This is a genomic window from Frigidibacter sp. MR17.14 (assembly GCF_037095735.1).
GTDB lineage: Bacteria > Pseudomonadota > Alphaproteobacteria > Rhodobacterales > Rhodobacteraceae > Frigidibacter.
On sequence record NZ_JBAWKD010000001.1, the window covers coordinates 756366 to 770403 of the forward strand.

At 70.1% G+C, this 14038-nt stretch carries 12 protein-coding genes; 9 read left to right on the plus strand and 3 right to left on the minus strand.

Features of this window, described 5'->3' with window-relative positions:
• Positions 1-76: 76 nt before the first annotated feature.
• The gene (locus V8J36_RS03640) at positions 77-1072 is read right to left on the minus strand and encodes a porin (RefSeq protein ID WP_336465880.1); all 996 of its coding nucleotides are present in this window, start codon (positions 1070-1072) and stop codon (positions 77-79) included.
• 508 nt (positions 1073-1580) lie between these two features.
• Between V8J36_RS03640 and V8J36_RS03645 the strand changes: the two genes are divergently transcribed.
• The 8 genes from V8J36_RS03645 to alaE all read left to right on the plus strand — a co-directional run bounded on the left by V8J36_RS03645 (position 1581) and on the right by alaE (position 11688).
• Complete coding sequence (locus tag V8J36_RS03645; protein WP_336465881.1) at positions 1581-2102, plus strand: DUF3576 domain-containing protein; 522 nt, start codon at positions 1581-1583, stop codon at positions 2100-2102.
• 160 nt (positions 2103-2262) lie between these two features.
• The gene (locus V8J36_RS03650) at positions 2263-4446 is read left to right on the plus strand and encodes an esterase-like activity of phytase family protein (RefSeq protein ID WP_336465882.1); all 2184 of its coding nucleotides are present in this window, start codon (positions 2263-2265) and stop codon (positions 4444-4446) included.
• A gap of 226 nt (positions 4447-4672) precedes the next feature.
• Entirely contained in the window at positions 4673-7234 is a 2562-nt protein-coding gene (gene leuS, locus V8J36_RS03655) for a leucine--tRNA ligase (protein WP_336465883.1), read from the plus strand.
• A complete protein-coding gene (gene lptE / locus V8J36_RS03660) occupies positions 7221-7730 on the plus strand; it encodes an LPS assembly lipoprotein LptE (RefSeq protein ID WP_336465884.1) in 510 nt (169 codons plus the stop codon). Before leuS ends, lptE begins: the two co-directional genes overlap by 14 nt.
• Entirely contained in the window at positions 7727-8749 is a 1023-nt protein-coding gene (gene holA / locus V8J36_RS03665) for a DNA polymerase III subunit delta (RefSeq protein ID WP_336465885.1), read from the plus strand. The genes lptE and holA overlap by 4 nt, the downstream gene beginning before the upstream one ends.
• Before the next feature lie 174 nt (positions 8750-8923).
• The gene (locus tag V8J36_RS03670) at positions 8924-9376 is read left to right on the plus strand and encodes a lytic transglycosylase domain-containing protein (protein ID WP_336465886.1); all 453 of its coding nucleotides are present in this window, start codon (positions 8924-8926) and stop codon (positions 9374-9376) included.
• 796 nt (positions 9377-10172) lie between these two features.
• Positions 10173-11189, plus strand: a complete 1017-nt coding sequence (locus V8J36_RS03675; protein ID WP_336465887.1) for an LLM class flavin-dependent oxidoreductase — start codon at positions 10173-10175, stop codon at positions 11187-11189.
• 37 nt (positions 11190-11226) lie between these two features.
• Positions 11227-11688, plus strand: a complete 462-nt coding sequence (gene alaE / locus V8J36_RS03680; RefSeq protein WP_336465888.1) for an L-alanine exporter AlaE — start codon at positions 11227-11229, stop codon at positions 11686-11688.
• Here alaE and V8J36_RS03685 read toward each other — a convergent pair.
• Positions 11665-12843, minus strand: coding sequence for a TIGR03862 family flavoprotein (locus V8J36_RS03685; RefSeq protein WP_336465889.1), 1179 nt, complete (start codon positions 12841-12843; stop codon positions 11665-11667). The genes alaE and V8J36_RS03685 overlap by 24 nt on opposite strands.
• Positions 12844-12903: 60 nt before the next feature.
• Here V8J36_RS03685 and V8J36_RS03690 point away from each other — a divergent pair, with 60 nt between their 5' ends.
• Complete coding sequence (locus tag V8J36_RS03690) at positions 12904-13206, plus strand: HNH endonuclease (RefSeq protein WP_336465890.1); 303 nt, start codon at positions 12904-12906, stop codon at positions 13204-13206.
• A 165-nt stretch (positions 13207-13371) separates the two neighbouring features.
• On the opposite strand, the gene V8J36_RS03695 is transcribed toward V8J36_RS03690, so the two are convergent.
• Entirely contained in the window at positions 13372-13983 is a 612-nt protein-coding gene (locus V8J36_RS03695; RefSeq protein ID WP_336465891.1) for an enoyl-CoA hydratase/isomerase family protein, read from the minus strand.
• Between the last annotated feature and the right edge of the window lie 55 nt (positions 13984-14038).

Here is a 14038-nt window from a genome sequence, read left to right on the forward strand (position 1 = left end):
GGCAGGCGCAACCCCTTGGCCAAAATGAAAAGAGCGGGCCGAAGCCCGCTCTTTCCATAGTCCAGATCCGGAAGGATCAGAACGACATCGACATGCCGACCGACCACTGGTCCTGCTCGCCGTCGTCGAACGAGACGTCGTTGGTCCAGCCAGCAGCCAGGATCGCACCGCCGCCGAGGTCGTAGTTCACGAGCACGGCATACGAGTCGAAGCTGTCGTTGTTGTCGGTTTCCCACTTGCCCCAGTTGGCGTGCAGGAGCAGCGCGCCGACTTCGTAGCCGAGGCCCACGCCGTAGTGCTGCATGTCTTCCGCGTCGCCGAAGCTGTAGTCGACGTAGTTCAGGACGGCCGAGAAGCCAGCGTCGACCGAAGCCGAGGCGCTCAGACCGATGACGTCGAGGTCGGTGTACTCACCGTCGTAGTCGGCGTCGAAGATGATCGGCGCGCCGTTGCCCAGTTCGTCACGGGTGGTCTGCCCGGTCTGGTAGCCGAGGCCGAACCCGAGGTCGACGCCGCCCATCGAGGTGGCGTACTTCACGCCGAGACCGATCATCTCGTCGCCTTCACCCGAGGTCGAGTTGCCGTCGTCTTGCTCGAGCGACGCGGCGAAGCCGAAGTCACCGAACGAGTACTCGTAGCGGAGAACTTGGTCGTCGTAGTAGCCGTCCGAGTTGCCCGAGTAGCCGACGCCGATGGTGCCTTCGTCGGTGATGGTGGTGCCCATGGCGGTCTCGGTCAGAGCCCAATCCAGAGCGCCGTCGGTGTCACCGAGGGTCAGCTTGCCGAACGCGCCCGAGATCCAGGCGGTGCCGTTGTCGCCGACCGGGTTCTGGTTCTCTTCCGAGTTCGCATCAGCGTCGAGACGGTAGCTAGCGCCGAAGGCCAGACCGGTGTCGGTCTCGCCCGACATCTTGAAGTTGATGTTGTACGAGTTGTGGAACTGGGTCTTCGAGTTGTCCGAATATTCGGTGCTCGTCACGCCCATTTCGGCGGTGCCCTGAACGGTCACTTCAGCGGCGGCGGCGCCAGCGAAAGCGCAGAGCGCAGTCGTCGCAAGCAGAATCTTTTTCATCGCTTCCCTCGTTGTCTCAAAGCTGCGCCCAGTTCAGGGGAATCCGATCTGGGTATGCTTCGACTCTTTCCGCTTTCCAGTGCCCCTTTGCAACGATCTCGGACCCGGCGGGGGGAATGATGGCCCGCCATGGTGCAGACTTGCCACAGTGACCGAACCGGCCCCCGCCGCTTCGTGCCATCCGACGGGGCCCGGCGGCCCATCCTGCGGCGAAATCACGGTATTCCTTCTGCGGGTGCATCCTTGGGGCCCGCCCCGGCTCCACCCCGGCCCCGCCCACGGCGGCGCCGCGGCGACTCGGCCCGCCCGCCCCGCACCCCCGCGATCCCGCCAGCCGCACCGGGGACGGCGCCCCGATCCCGGTCCCGCGTGCACCCGCTCGCATGCCCGCTCGCGCGCTCCCGACTGCAGAGGTTCGCGCAGCCCCCCCGCGCGAGGCGCCCGAGAGGCTTGTCGCCCTCCCTGCCATGGTCTAGACAACGGGAAACGACGAACGGGGACAGTCTTCATGCCTGCCAACGCCTTTCCGGTCGCCCGCGCCCGGCGACCGCTCCTGGCCCTCGCGCTGATGCTGCCCCTCGCCGCCTGCGCCTCGCGCAATGCCAACCTCGACCAGCGCGAGGGGCTGAACCGCGTCAACGAATCCTCCGAGCGCTTCGATTACAACTCGCCCGAGTTCAAGCGCGGCTCGATCTTCGAGATCTTCGGCGCCAACCAGGACCCGAACATCACCGTCGAAGTGAACCGCTATCTCTGGCAGGCCAGCCTCGAGGTGCTGAACTTCCTGCCGGTGCAGTCGGTCGATCCGTTCTCGGGCGTGATCACCACCGGCTTCGGCACCCCGCCCGGCGGCGGCCGCGCCTATCGCGCCACCGTCTACGTGCAGGACCCCGCGCTCGACGCGCGCAGCCTGAAGGTCGCGCTGCAGACCCAGGGCGGCGGCGCCGTCTCGGCCGAGACCACCCGCGCCGTCGAGGATGCGATCCTCACCCGCGCCCGCCAGCTGCGCGTCCGCGACAGCCGGCTCTGATCCGGCGCGGTCGCGACACGGGGCCCCTTACGGGCCCCTTTTCGTTGATGCCGCTCCGGCTCGCGCCACACCGGGCGTCACAATAGGTTCACCAACGGATCACGGCCCCGTTACCGGAAACGGCGATGGCTGCGCGCGACGTGATCCATGGGGACCTGACATGAACCGCCGGCTTGGCCTTCTGACCTCCGCCATCGCCCTCGCCGCCGCCGTTCCGGCGCTGGCCGAGCAAACATTCAACCGCATCGCCTCCTTCCCGGTGACGAAGAACATGGCCGCCGGCGAGGACACCGCCCGCGCCACCTCGGCCGAGATCATCTCGGCCTCGGAAGACGGCATGACGCTGGTCTATTCCGACAGCCCGCTGGGCGTGCTGGGCTTCGTCGACATCACCGACCCGCGCGATCCCAAGCCGCTCGGCAATGTCGCGATGGACGGCGAGCCGACCACCGCCGTCATCATTGGCGACAAGGTCTTCGTCGGCGTCGACACCTCGGACAGCTTCACCGCCCCCTCGGGCGCGCTGCGGATGATCGACCTGAAGACCGAACAGGTCGTCACCTCCTGCGATCTCGGCGGCCAGCCGGATTCGGTGGCCAAGGCCAAGGACGACAGCTTCCTGGCCGTCGCGATCGAGAACCAGCGCGACGAAGACGTGAACGACGGCGCCCTGCCGCAGATGCCCGCGGGCTATGTCGTCAAGCTGCCGCTGAAGGGCGGCGCGGTCGATTGCGCCGCGATGCAGAAGATCGAGATGACCGGCCTCGCCGAGATCGCGCCCGAGGACCCGGAGCCCGAATTCGTCGACATCAACGACGCGGGCGAGATCGTGGTCTCGCTGCAGGAAAACAACCACATCGTCGTCATCGGCGCCGACGGCAAGGTCGCCTCGCATTTCAGCGCCGGCACCGTCTCGCTCGAGGGCATCGACACCAAGTCGGACGGCAAGCTCGACTTCACCGGCAAGAAGGACGACGTCGCGCGCGAGCCCGACGGCGTGCAGTGGATCGGCACCGACCTGATCGCCACCGCCAACGAGGGCGACTGGCAGGGCGGCAGCCGCGGCTGGACGCTCTTCGACCGCTCGGGCAAGGTCGTCTATGAAGACGCGGGCAAGCTCGAACGCGCGATCGCCGAAATGGGCCATTTCCCCGACAAGCGCGCCAAGTCGAAGGGGGTCGAGCTCGAGTCGGTCGAATACGGCCTCTATGGCGACACGCCCGTTCTCTTCGTCGTGTCCGAACGCGCCTCGGTGATCGGTGTCTATGACATTTCCGAGCCCGCCCAGCCGCAGCTCCTGCAGATCCTGCCCTCGGGCGTCAGCCCCGAAGGCGCCATCGCGATCCCCGCGCGCAACCTGCTGGCCTCGGCCAACGAGGCCGACCTTGGCGAGGACGGCGGCGCCCGCGCCCATGTCATGCTTTACGAACGCGCAGAGGGCCCGGCCGCCTATCCGATGATCACCTCGGCCGGGGCTGCCGAGCCGATCGGCTGGGGCGCGCTCTCGGGTCTGGTGGCCGACGCGACCACCCCGGGCAAGCTCTACGCGATCTCGGACAGCTTCTACGCGATGCAGCCCGCGATCTTCGAGATCGACGCCACCCGGACCCCGGCGAGGATCGTGAAGAAGACCGTCGTCACCCGCGGCGGCCAGCCGGCGCAGAAGCTGGACCTGGAAGGGATCACGCTGGATGGCGAGGGCGGCTTCTGGCTGGCCTCGGAAGGCAACACCGCGAAGCTCGTGCCCCACGCGCTCTACCACGTCGACGCCAAGGGCGAGATCAAGGACGAGGTCGCCCTGCCGCAGGCGCTGGCCGGGTCGGAAACCCGCTTCGGCTTCGAAGGCGTGGCCAAGGTCGGCAACCGGCTCTGGATGGCGGTCCAGCGCGAATGGGCCGACGATGCCAAGGGCCAGGTGAAACTGCTGTCCTATGACCTCGACAGCAAAGAGTGGGGCGCGGCCGCCTACCCGCTCGAGCCGAAGGGCGAGGGCTGGATGGGCCTGTCGGAACTGACCGTGCATGGCGATCTGGCCTATGTGATCGAGCGCGACAACCTGCTGGGCGACGCGGCCAAGGTGAAGAAGATCTTCTCGGTGCCGCTGGCCGACCTGACGCCGGTGAAGCTGGGCGAGCCCCTGCCCGTGGTCGCCAAGACCGAGGTCCGCGACCTGATCCCCGAGCTGAAATCGGCCACCAACGGCTATGTGCTCGACAAGGTCGAAGGCTTCGCCATCGACGCCGCCGGCACGGGCTTCGTGGTCACCGACAATGACGGCGTCGACGACAGCTCGGGCGAGACGCTGTTCTGGTCGGTGGGCGCGATGGTCCCCGCCTCGAACTGAGCGCCTGAACAGGGCCCATCGCCGCCGCCGGACCGGTCCGGCGGCGGCTTTCGTTTGGCCCGAGACAGAGTCGGGAAACAGGGTCGGGGGGACCGCGGGTCCCCCCGCTCCCCCCCGGCTCTGGTGCCCCTGAGCGGCGGGCGGCGGGCGGGCGGCGGGGTCGTCACTGGACGTCACGGCCCTGCCCTGTATAACCGGCCGCGGCAGATTTCCGAGAGAACCCCCCATGTCGCGCTACGATCCCGCCGTCACCGAACCGAAATGGCAGGCCGCCTGGGACGAGGCCGGCGCCTTCCTTGCGCGCCGCGATCCGGCGAAGCCGAAGTTCTACGTGCTCGAGATGTTCCCCTATCCCTCGGGGCGGATCCACATGGGGCATGTGCGCAACTACACGATGGGCGACGTCGTCGCGCGCTACAAATCCTCCTGCGGCTTCTCGGTGCTGCACCCGATGGGCTGGGACGCCTTCGGCATGCCGGCCGAGAACGCGGCGATGGAACGCGGCGGCCACCCGAAGGACTGGACCTACGGCAACATCGCCGACATGAAGGCGCAGATGAAACCGCTGGGCCTGTCGATCGACTGGACCCGCGAATTCGCCACCTGCGACCCGGAATACTACGGCCAGCAGCAGGCGATGTTCCTCGACATGCTGGACGCCGGCCTCGTCTACCGCAAGTCGGCGCAGGTGAACTGGGACCCGGTCGACATGACCGTGCTGGCGAACGAACAGGTGATCGACGGGCGCGGCTGGCGCTCGGGCGCGCTGGTCGAGCGCAAGGAACTGACCCAGTGGTTCTTCAAGATCTCGGAAATGGCCGGTGACCTGCTGGAAGCCCTCGACGGGCTGAAGGACTGGCCCGAGAAGGTGCGCCTGATGCAGGCCAACTGGATCGGCCAGTCGCGCGGGCTGCAATTCGCCTTCGACACCGTCGGCGCCCCCGCGGGCTTCGAGCGGTTCGAGGTCTACACCACCCGCCCCGACACGCTGATGGGCGCCAGCTTCGCCGGCATCTCGCCCGACCACCCGCTGGCCAAGGCGCTGGAAGCCACCAACCCCGAGATCGCGGACTTCGTCGCCGACTGCCGCCGCACCGGCACCTCGGCCGAGGCGCTGGAAACCGCCGAGAAGCGCGGCCTCGATACGGGCATCCGCGTCCGCCACCCGTTCGATCCCGCCTGGGAACTGCCGGTCTACATCGCGAACTTCATCCTGATGGACTACGGCACCGGCGCGATCTTCGGCTGCCCGGCCCATGACGCCCGCGACTTCGAATTCGCCACCAAATACGGCCTGCCGATCAACCCGGTCTTCGCCCCCGCCGCCTCGGACGCCTGGTCCGACGAGGCGCCGCTGGCCGAGGCCTATGTGCCGCTGAAATCCGAAACCGTGCGCTACATCCGCGGCTTCGCCGGCGAGGCGCATCAGACCGGCGAGGCCGCCGTCGCCGCCGCCATCGCCGAATGCGAGGCCAAGGGCATCGGCCGCGGCGTGACGAACTACCGCCTGCGCGACTGGGGCCTGTCGCGCCAGCGCTACTGGGGCTGCCCGATCCCGGTCGTGCATTGCCCCTCCTGCGGCGTGGTGCCCGAGAAGAAGGCGAACCTGCCCGTCCGCCTGCCCGACGACGTGACCTTCGACCAGCCGGGCAACCCGCTCGACCGCCACCCGAGTTGGCGCGACGTGCCCTGCCCCGCCTGCGGCGCCGCGGCCAAGCGCGAGACCGACACGATGGACACCTTCGTGGACAGCTCGTGGTATTTCGCCCGCTTCACCTCGCCCCATGCGCCGACGCCGACCGCCCCCGAGGACGCGGCCTACTGGATGAACGTCGACCAATATATCGGCGGCATCGAGCACGCGATCCTGCACCTGCTCTATTCGCGCTACTTCTGCCGCGCGATGGTGAAGACCGGCCACCTGCCCGAGAAATCGCGCGAACCCTTCGACGCGCTCTTCACCCAAGGCATGGTCACGCACGAGATCTACATGACCCGCGACGGCCAGGGCCGCCCGGTCTACCACCTGCCCGAGACGATCGAGGACGGCCGCGTGAAGGCCACCGGCGAGGCGGTCGAGATCATCCCCTCGGCCAAGATGTCGAAGTCGAAGAAGAACGTCGTCGACCCGGTCGCGATCATCGAGGCCTTCGGCGCCGACACCGCGCGCTGGTTCGTGATGTCCGACAGCCCGCCCGACCGCGACGTGGAATGGACCGCCGACGGCGCCGCCGCGGCCTCGAAATTCCTCGCCCGCGTCTGGCGCATGGCCGACGAGATCGCGGGCTCGGACACCGCCGGCACCCCGGCCGAGGACGAGGCGCTCCTGCGCGCCACCCACCGCGCCATCGCCGAGGTGACCGCGGGGATCGAGGGCTTCGCCTTCAACACCTCGATCGCCAAGATCTACGGCTTCGCCAACGCCATCGCCAAATCCGGCGCCGGCTGCGCGGTGAAGCGCGAGGCGATGGGCGTGATGTCCCAGCTTCTCTCACCCTTCGTGCCGCATCTGGCCGAGGATGTCTGGGCGACGCTCGGCGGTGAAGGATTGGTCGCCAAGGCCCGCTGGCCCGAGGCCGACCCGGCGATGCTGGTCGAGGACAGCGTGACGCTGCCGATCCAGGTCAACGGCAAGCGCCGCAGCGAGATCACCGTTCCCAAGGACATGCCCGTGTCCGAGGTTGAAAAGCTGGTGCTGGCCGAGGAAAGTATCGCACGGGCGCTCGAGGGCCGGGCGCCGAAGAAGCTGATCGTGGTCCCGGGGCGCATCGTCAATGTCGTCATCTGATCGTCGCACCTTCCTGGCCTCGGCGGGCCTGATGCTCGCCGGGCTGCCGCTGGCCGCCTGCGGCTTCCGCCCGGTCTACGGCACCGGCGGCCCGGCACAGAGCCTGATGGACAAGGTCCGCGTCGACGATCCGGTCACCGGCAACGACTTCTATCTGGTCGAGCGGCTGGAAGAGCGGCTCGGCCGCAGCCGGCAGCCGGTCTACCGGCTGGCCTACAACGTCAACGTCAAGCGCACCGGCCTCGGCCTCACCGGCGAGAACGCGGTGACGCGCTACAACATCGACGGCACGGTCAACTACCGGCTGGTCGACGAGGCGGACGGCAAGGTCCTGACCTCGGGCCTCGTGCGCACCTTCGTCTCCTATTCCTCGTCGGGCACCACCGTCGCCACCGCGGCCGCCTCGAGCGATGCCTACCAGCGCCTGATGCGCCTGCTGGCCGACCAGATCGTCAACGAGCTTCTCGCCTCCTCGGGACGCTGGAGCGGGAAGTGAAGCTGTCCGGCCCCGCCGCGAGCCGCTATTTCGCGAAGCCCGATCCCGCGCGCACCGGCCTGCTGATCTTCGGCACCGACGCGATGCGCGTGGCCCTGCGCCGGCAAGAGGTGATCGCCGCCCTGATCGGCCCCGAGGGCGAGGCCGAGATGCGCCTGACCCGGATCCCCGCCGCCGACCTGCGCCGCGACGGGGCGCTCCTGATGGACGCGATGAAGGCGCAGGGCTTCTTCCCGGGCTTCCGCGTCGCCTTCCTCGAGGACGCGGGCGACGGCCTTGCGCCGCTGGTCGCCGCCGCCATCGCCGACTGGCGCCCCGGCGACGCCGCGATCGTCGTCACCGCCGGCTCGCTCACCGCCAAATCCGCGCTGCGCAAGGTCTTCGAGGATCACGCCAACAGCTACGCCATCGGCATCTACGACGATCCCCCCTCGCGCGAGGAAATCGAGGACACCCTGCGCAAGGCGGGCCTCGCCGCCATCGACCGCGAGGCGATGACCGACCTCCTGGCGCTGGCCAAAGAGCTCGACCCCGGCGATTTCCGCCAGACGGTCGAGAAGATCGCGCTCTACAAGCACGGCGATCCCGCGCCGCTCAGCCCCGCCGATGTCGCGGCCCTCGCCCCCGCCTCGGTCGAGGCCGATGTCGACGACCTGCTCGCCATCGTCGCCGACGGGCAGCTGGCGAAGCTCGGCCCGATGATGCGCCGGCTGGAAGGCCAGGGCACCTCGCCGGTCACCATCTGCATCGCCGCGCTGCGCCATTTCCGGGCGCTGCACGCGGCCTCGTCCGACCCCGGCGGCCCGGCCTCGGGCATTGCCCGGATGCGGCCCCCGGTCTTCGGCCCCCGCCGCGACCGCCTGCTGCGGCAAGCGCAGGACTGGAGCCTGCCGGCCCTCGAACGCGCGCTGGCCGAGATCGTGGAAACCGATCTCACCCTGCGTTCCTCGACCCGCGCACCGCTTGGCGCGGTGATCGAGCGGGCGCTCGTGCGCATCGCGACCCTGCGCCGGCGCTGACCCAGCCAGGCGACCGGCGGATTTTTGCGGATTCCCGCCGGTTTGCACCCTCATGCGCGAAATACCGCCGACCCCGAAATGCTTCGGAACAAATCCCGGTTTGTCGTTAACGAAGCTGCTGGCATCACTTCTGCCAAGGTCGAGAACGGCCATCACGGGACAGTCGGGGACACCATGAAATCGACAGCGCTGGCGCTTGCTGCCCTGCTTTCCGTCTCGGCCCTGACGGCCTGCGGATCCGGCACTCCCGACAGCCTGCGCCCGAACCCGCCCTCGGGCGGCACCGTCCAGCGGATGGTCGACGACTATGCCGACATGTACGGCGTGCCGCGCACGCTGGCGCACCGGGTGGTGCAGCGCGAAAGCGGCTACAACCCGGCCGCGCGCAACGGCCAGTACTACGGCCTGATGCAGATCGCCCCGCCGACCGCCCGCACCATGGGCTATGCCGGCGCCCCCGAGGGGCTTCTCGACGCGGCGACCAACCTGAAATACGCCGTCAAATACCTGCGCGGCGCCTGGCTGGTCTCGGACGGCAGCGAGGACGCCGCCGTCGGCTGGTATTCGCGCGGCTACTATTACGAGGCCAAGAAGCGCGGCCTGCTGAAGGAAGCCGGCCTGCGCTGAGCCCGCCCCTCGCGCCGCTGCGGGGCCGCGGACACGGCCAGCACCACGCAGCGACCGCAAGGCGTCATCGAAATCCGCCGCCGACGCGCGCCGCGAAGCCCCGGCGCAGTATCCCTGTCTCTTCGACCCGGACCGGACCCGCCGATCGCGGGATGTTCCCTCAGGGCGCCCTGCCCGGACACCGCCCAGCAGCTTCTGCGATATGCGTGCCGAAGACCGTCCTGCCGGACCCGACGTGCCAGCGCGGCGTTCGATTCTCGTCACCGGGCCGCCCGGTCCTGACGTTCCGGACGTTGCCCCCGAACCCTGACAAAATACCAAAAGCCTGCCCGGCGAGACCGGGCCAGCCGCGCCCGCCAACACCGGCACATCGCCACAGCATCTGTGGATGACCTCGCGGCCCTCGATGTCCTCCACGCCCCCCAAGGCTCAGCCCACGCAGAGACCCACCCGCCGCGCCACCCGGGATCCACACCAACGCCCGCTCGACAACCGATCAGGACGGTCCTGCCGGCCTGACATGCCGCCGCCACTCCCGGACCACAGACCCGCGCCGGAAACGGTCTCGGCCCGAGGCGGCACGCGCGCCAGCCTCCGGCAGCGGCCCCGCCCGCCGGTGCCTTGGTTACCACGACCCTGCCCCGCCGCGCGCAGGGGGTGTACGGGGGGTGTACGGCGGGTGCACGCCGGTCACCCCCTTCGGGCCCGCCGCGGACCGGGACGAAATGAACTGACAGGTTCAGTCTTTTCGCGCGCCGCTCCCGCCCCTATGTTCCGGGGGAAAGGAGACCCGCCCATGTCGTCCGAGACCCTTCCCTATTCGCTTCTCGACCTCGCCCCCGTCCCCGAGGGGCTGGCCGTGTCGCAGGCGCTGCAGAATGTCGCCGACCTCGCCGCCCATGCCGAAGCGCTCGGCTATCGCCGCTTCTGGCTGGCCGAGCATCACAACATGGAAGGCATCGCCTCTGCGGCGACCTCGGTGCTGATCGGCCATGTGCTTGGAAAGACGTCGAAGATCCGCGTCGGCTCGGGCGGGATCATGCTGCCGAACCACGCGCCGCTGCAGATCGCCGAGCAGTTCGGCACGCTTGCGGAGCTCTACGGCCCCCGCGTCGATCTCGGCCTCGGCCGGGCGCCGGGCACCGACGGGATGACGATGCGCGCGCTGCGCCGCGGCATGCAGGACGAGGACCAGTTCCCGCAGGACGTGGTCGAGCTGATGGGCTTCCTCGGCGACCGACAGCCCGGCCAGCCGATCATCGCCCAGCCCGGCATGAACAGCCATGTCCCGGTCTGGATGCTCGGATCGTCCCTCTACGGCGCCCAGCTCGCCGCGATGCTCGGCCTGCCCTATGCCTTCGCCTCGCATTTCGCACCGGCCGCGCTGGAACAGGCGATCGAGATCTACCGGCGCAGCTTCCGCCCCTCGGCCAGCCTCGAGCGCCCGCATTTCATGTTGGCGATCAACGTCTTCGCCGGCGAGGACGATGCCGAGGGCCATTACCTGCGCTCCTCGGCGCTGCAGCAGTTCGCCAATCTCCGGCTCGGCACGCCCGGCAAGCTGCCGCGGCCGGTCGAGAATGTCGAAGAGGTCCTGCCCCGCGCGATCCTGCCCTCGGTGAAAAGCCAGCTCGCCATCACCGCGGTCGGCGGCCCCGCCACCGTGGCGCGCGAACTGCAAGCGCTGGTCGACCGGTTCGAGCCCGACGAGGTGATCCTCACCGGGCAGATCCACGACCACGCGAAGCGCAAGCGCAGCTTCGAGATCGCGGCCGAGGCGATGCAGCGGATCGCCGCCCCCGTCGCGGCCTGAGGATGACAGGCGGGGCCGTGTCTGGCAGGCTCGGCCCATGCGCCTGCGCCCCTCGCGACGGTTCCTCGTCGACACGCTCACCACGATCGGCTTCTTCACGACGCTGGCGACAGCGGTCGAACTGCTGATCGTCGGGATGGAGCCGCGGGCGGTGCTGGCGACGCGGGCGCTGATGGTGCCGGTGATGGTGCTGACCGGCCGCCCCTACGGCCTCTGGCGCGACCGGGTCTTCGCGCGGCTGGCCCCCCGCGGGCGCCTCGCGGTGATCGCCACCGACATCGCGGCCTTCCTCGGCTTCCAGGTGCCGGTCTATGCCGCGACGCTGGCGCTGGCCGGGGCCGCCCCCGCCCAGATCGCGACCGCCATCGGCTCTGCCGTGGTGCTGATGGCCGCGGTCAGCCGGCCCTTCGGCCTTGTGCTCGAGACCGCGCGCCGCCTTGCCGGCACCGCGTCAGCGCCGGGCTCAGCACCGGGCTCAGCGCCGGGCACGCCGGGCTGAGGCCGCCGCGGCCAGCCCCGCATGCCGACCGGTCGCGAGGCATCCCGTCAGCAGATAGCCCCCGGTCGGCGCCTCCCAGTCCAGCATCTCGCCCGCCGCGAAAACGCCGCGCCGCGCCTTGAGCTCGAGGTTCCCGGTCAGCGAGCCCACCGTGATCCCCCCGGCCGACGAGATCGCCTCGGCCAGCGGCCGCGGCCCGGCATGGCGCACCGGCAGCGCCTTGATCAGCGCCCCCAGATCGCGCGCCTCGGCGGGCAGCGGTCGGCCCCATTCCTGCAGAAGCGCGATCTTCACCGGATCGAGGCTCGCCTTGCGCAGCCGGTTCGGCAGGCTGTCGCCCCTGCGCGCGTTCAGCCGCTGCACCAGCGCCTTCGCGTCCAGACCGGGCGCCAGGTCCAGCCGAAGCTCCGCCCCGTCGCGCACCGCGGCCGAGACGGCATAGACCCCGCCCCCCTCGATCCCGCGGGACGAGACGACGAATTCGCCGCGCTCGACCAAGGATCCGGCGATCAGCGCCACCCCCTTCACCGGCTGGCCGAACTGCGGTGCCATATGCTCGGACCAGTCGACGGCCAGCCCCATGTTCGCGGGCCGGAACGGCGCGATCTCGACGCCCTCGGCCTGAAGCCAGGGCACCCAGGCCGCGTCCGAGCCCAGCCGCGGCCAGCTCGCGCCGCCCAGCGCCAGCACCGTCACCCGCGCCTTCACCAGCCGCTCGCCCCCCGGCGTCTCGAAGACCGCCGCCCCGTCGCGCCAGCCCGCCCAGCGCCAGCGCCGCGCCAGCTGCACGCCGGCCGCCTCCAGCCGTGCAAGCCAGGCGCGCAGCAGCGGCGAGGCCTTCATCTCCTCGGGAAACACCCGCCCGGACGAGCCGGTGAAAAGCCGCACCCCAAGGTCCTCGGCCCAGGCCATGACCTCGACCGGACCGAACTCCGCCAGGATTCCGCTCATCCAGCCGTCGACATGGCGGGCGAAGGCGCGCGGATCCTCGTCCTTGGTCAGGTTCAGCCCGGACTTGCCGGCCATCAGGAACTTGCGGGCGGGGCTGGGCTTCGCCTCGGCCACCAGCACGCCCACCTCCTCCCCGGCCAGCGCCTCGGCCGCCATCAGCCCGGCGGGCCCCGCGCCGATCACCAGTGCCTCGACCTCGTCCATCGCTTGCCCCCGGGTTGCTGAGGCCCCACCTCTAGGCCGGGACGGCGAAAGACGAAAGCCATGGAAGACGCACCGATCTGCCCGCTCTGCCTGCGCCCGATCCCACGGGGCGTGCCGCAAAGCCTGCATCACCTGATCCCGAAGCTGAAGGGCGGCAAGGGCGGCCCGACGGTGCTGATGCACCACCTCTGCCACAAGGAGATCCACGCCACCCTGACCGAGGCCGAACTCGCCCGCGACTACGCGACGCCCGAGCGCCTGCGCAGCCACCCCAGGCTCGCGGCCTTCGCCGCCTGGGTGGCGAAGCGCCCGCCCGGCTTCACCAGCCGCACCCCCGGCGGCCCCCGTCGCAAGCGCCGCTGACGCCCTCTGCTTCGACTTTGCCCGCACAACCCGGGGGGACCCCCGCAGGGGCTGGGGCAGAGCCCCCTTCTTCCCGCTTTCGCATTGGCTCAAATATCCCGGGGGTGAGCGGGCCTCGCCCGCGAGGGGGCAGCGCCCCCTTGCCCTCCCGCTTCACTCGCCCGCTCAGATCATCGCCTTGATCGCCGCGACATGCGCAGGCGCCGCCCCCTGCACATCCGCGACCAGCGCAGCGACCGTCCCGGCCAGCATCGCCGCCGGCACCACCCGGTCGACCAGCCCCCAGTCCAGCGCCTCGGCGGCCTCGATCCGGGCCCCGGCCATCAGGATCATCTTCGCCCGCGCCGGTCCCACCAGTGCCCGAAGCCGCCCGGGGTCAGAGGGCTGCGGCAGGAAGCCCAGCCGCATCACCGGGTAGAAGAATTTCGCCCCCTCGACCGCCACCCGCAGGTCGCAGGCCAGCGCCATGCCCATCGCGCCCCCGGCGAGCGTGCCGTTCAGCGCCGCCACCGTCAGGCAGGGCAGCCGCGCCACCGCGCCCGAGAGCCGCTCCCACAGGTCCGAGGTGGCAAGCCCCGCCCGCGCCTCGTCCAGATCCGCCCCGGCCGAGAACACCTTGCCGGTGCCGGTGATCACCAGCGCCCGTGCGTCGCCCCCCGCTGCCGCCTCGGCGATGCCCGCCAGCTCGGCCAGCATCGCCCCGGTCAGCGAATTCGCCTTCTCCGGCCGGTCGATCACCGCGCGCCAGATGCCCTCGTCCTTCTCCAGCCGGATCATTCCCGCCCTCCCCTCACACACCCGAAGCCCCGCGCTAGCAGCCCGGACCCCGGTC

Bases quoted from the DNA above. Each gene is read 5' to 3' on its own strand.
- V8J36_RS03640 (WP_336465880.1), bottom strand. From the start codon at position 1,072: ATGAAAAAGATTCTGCTTGCGACGACTGCGCTCTGCGCTTTCGCTGGC.
- V8J36_RS03645 (WP_336465881.1), top strand. From the start codon at position 1,581: ATGCCTGCCAACGCCTTTCCGGTCGCCCGCGCCCGGCGACCGCTCCTG.
- V8J36_RS03650 (WP_336465882.1), top strand. From the start codon at position 2,263: ATGAACCGCCGGCTTGGCCTTCTGACCTCCGCCATCGCCCTCGCCGCC.
- leuS (WP_336465883.1), top strand. From the start codon at position 4,673: ATGTCGCGCTACGATCCCGCCGTCACCGAACCGAAATGGCAGGCCGCC.
- lptE (WP_336465884.1), top strand. From the start codon at position 7,221: ATGTCGTCATCTGATCGTCGCACCTTCCTGGCCTCGGCGGGCCTGATG.
- V8J36_RS03670 (WP_336465886.1), top strand. From the start codon at position 8,924: ATGAAATCGACAGCGCTGGCGCTTGCTGCCCTGCTTTCCGTCTCGGCC.
- V8J36_RS03675 (WP_336465887.1), top strand. From the start codon at position 10,173: ATGTCGTCCGAGACCCTTCCCTATTCGCTTCTCGACCTCGCCCCCGTC.
- alaE (WP_336465888.1), top strand. From the start codon at position 11,227: ATGCGCCTGCGCCCCTCGCGACGGTTCCTCGTCGACACGCTCACCACG.
- V8J36_RS03685 (WP_336465889.1), bottom strand. From the start codon at position 12,843: ATGGACGAGGTCGAGGCACTGGTGATCGGCGCGGGGCCCGCCGGGCTG.
- V8J36_RS03690 (WP_336465890.1), top strand. From the start codon at position 12,904: ATGGAAGACGCACCGATCTGCCCGCTCTGCCTGCGCCCGATCCCACGG.
- V8J36_RS03695 (WP_336465891.1), bottom strand. From the start codon at position 13,983: ATGATCCGGCTGGAGAAGGACGAGGGCATCTGGCGCGCGGTGATCGAC.